This is a genomic window from Rhodococcus sp. (in: high G+C Gram-positive bacteria) (assembly GCF_049286785.1).
GTDB lineage: Bacteria > Actinomycetota > Actinomycetes > Mycobacteriales > Mycobacteriaceae > Rhodococcus_F.
The window spans coordinates 1-1,977 of record NZ_JBAQEO010000943.1 but is presented as its reverse complement, the minus strand read 5'-3'; the positions used below and the strand labels follow the sequence as shown (position 1 = coordinate 1,977).

Sequence of the window (1,977 nt, the reverse complement as noted above, 5' to 3'; positions counted from 1 at the left end):
GGCCAGTACGTGGACGGGCCGGCCGGGGCTGACGCCGTCGATCACCGCGAACAGGTCGGCCGCCAGCACCGGAAGGCGGTAGTCCGTCACCCGGGTGGGTACCGTGCTACGGCCCGCCCCCCTGCTGTCGTAGCTGATCACCCGGAACCGATCCCCCAGCGACGACACCACACCACGCCAGAGTTCATGGGTATCGGGCCAGCCGTGCACCAGCACGAGCGTCTCGCCGTCCGGATTGCCCTCCTCGAACACTGCCAGTTCGACGTTGCCATTGGTCACGGTCCGCCGGTTCACAGGTCCAGCACCAGCCGGCCGCCATCGGCCCTCGATACGCAAATCAACATTTCGTTCTCTTTCTCGACATCGGTGAGTCGGGTCTCCCGGTGGTCCGGGTTACCCGACAGCACCCTGACCCGGCACGTGCCACAGAAACCCTGGCGACACGAATACCCGATTCCTGGTATCCGGTTTTCGATCACCGTGAGCGCCGACTCCTCGGCGGGCACGATCAGTACCTCCCCGGTACTGGCGAGTTGCACCTCGAACTCGGCGCCGTTCTGTATCGGCGGGGCACCGAATCTCTCGAAATGCAGGGCAGTAGCCGGGGTTCGGGGGAATTCGCGGCGCACCGACTCGAGCATCGACGGCGGGCCGCAACAGTAGACGGCGCCGCCCGCGACAGCGCGTCCCATCAATTCCGCGGCGGTGGGCAGACCGAACTCGTCGTCCGGTCGGATGAAAGTTCTCGACGGATCGAGTGTTTCGATCTCGTCGAGGAACGGCATCGACCCTCGCGAACGACCGGAGTAGACGAACTGCCAGTCCATCCCGGCGTCCCGGGCGGCGCGGACCATTGCCAGGATCGGGGTGATCCCGATACCGCCGGCGATGAACAGTGCACTGCCCTCGCCGACGAACGGAAATCCGTTGCGTGGACCCCGGGCGGTCACCGAATCTCCGGGCCGGAGCGCGTGCATCTCGAGCGAACCACCGCCGCCGTCGAGAATGCGGCGCACGGCGACGGTGTACCCGCTCCGATCCGAGAGCTCACCGCACAGCGAGTACTGCCGGCCGCAGACCGGACGGCAGATGGACGTCGAGATGCGAACCGGGCTGCCACACAGGGAGTTCCGTTGCCGACTCGGGCTCGAACCACAGAAGGACCACGTTGTCGTCACGGGCCACGACCTGCCGGTCCGTGACGACGAGTTCCATCGCAGTATCAGGATTGTGGCCGGCCACGACGGGGTCGTATTCACAGGCTGTCAGCACCCGCAGATATTTCGTGGCTATCGCCTCGGTGATGCGCATCGCCCGATCCGGCCGGGGGCGGCCCTTGATATCGAGGGGCACGTCACGGACGCGTGGAAGGTTCATCGCTGCGCCGCCTGAGCTGCGGGCGAGGTGGCCAGATACTTCACCGCCTGGGCCGTCGATCCCTCCTTGCTCGGGTGATACGACCGCGCGAAGTACGTGGACATCCGGAGGCCGAGTTCCCGGGCTGTCGGAAGCGTGCCTCTCCTGCCCGCCGCGATGAAGTCGGAAAGGTGTGGCTTCCGTCGATGCGCGGACCACCGGGCGAGTTCGGGGTCGTTGCGCATGAGGTACCGGGTACCTCGCACCCACAGCCACACGATCACCGGTGTCACGATCAGTTGAGTGCGGATGCGACGGAACTCCCGCTTGTCGAAGTACCGCATCACGTCGTACGCGACGGACCGGTGTTCCACCTCCTCCGCCCCGTGCCAACGCAGCAGGTCGAGCATGGTCGGATGTGTACCTGCGCGGTCCAACCCTTCTGCGTTGAGTACCCAATCACCGAGAAACGCGGTGATGTGCTCGATCGCGGCGATGACGGCCAGTCGCTCGACGAGGTAATTCCGTTCCCGCATACCGGTGAGCGGCCTCGGCCCGAGGATCTTTCCGAACGTCCATTCCATCTGCGCGGTGAAGGGAGTGGGATCGAGTCCGTTCTCC

General features: G+C 65.6%; 2 protein-coding genes and 1 pseudogene. All 3 read right to left on the bottom strand.

Going from position 1 to position 1,977, the window contains the following annotated elements; translation table 11 throughout:
* A partial coding sequence (locus WAW17_RS34155; protein ID WP_422337247.1) for an alpha/beta fold hydrolase occupies nucleotides 1–294 on the bottom strand: 294 nt, incomplete at its 3' end.
* Nucleotides 291–1,377 (bottom strand): annotated as a pseudogene (locus WAW17_RS34150) (PDR/VanB family oxidoreductase). The gene WAW17_RS34155 and the pseudogene WAW17_RS34150, both read right to left, overlap by 4 nt.
* The coding region (locus WAW17_RS34145; RefSeq protein WP_422337246.1) for a metal-dependent hydrolase at nucleotides 1,374–1,977 on the bottom strand (604 nt) is incomplete at its 5' end. The pseudogene WAW17_RS34150 and the gene WAW17_RS34145, both read right to left, overlap by 4 nt.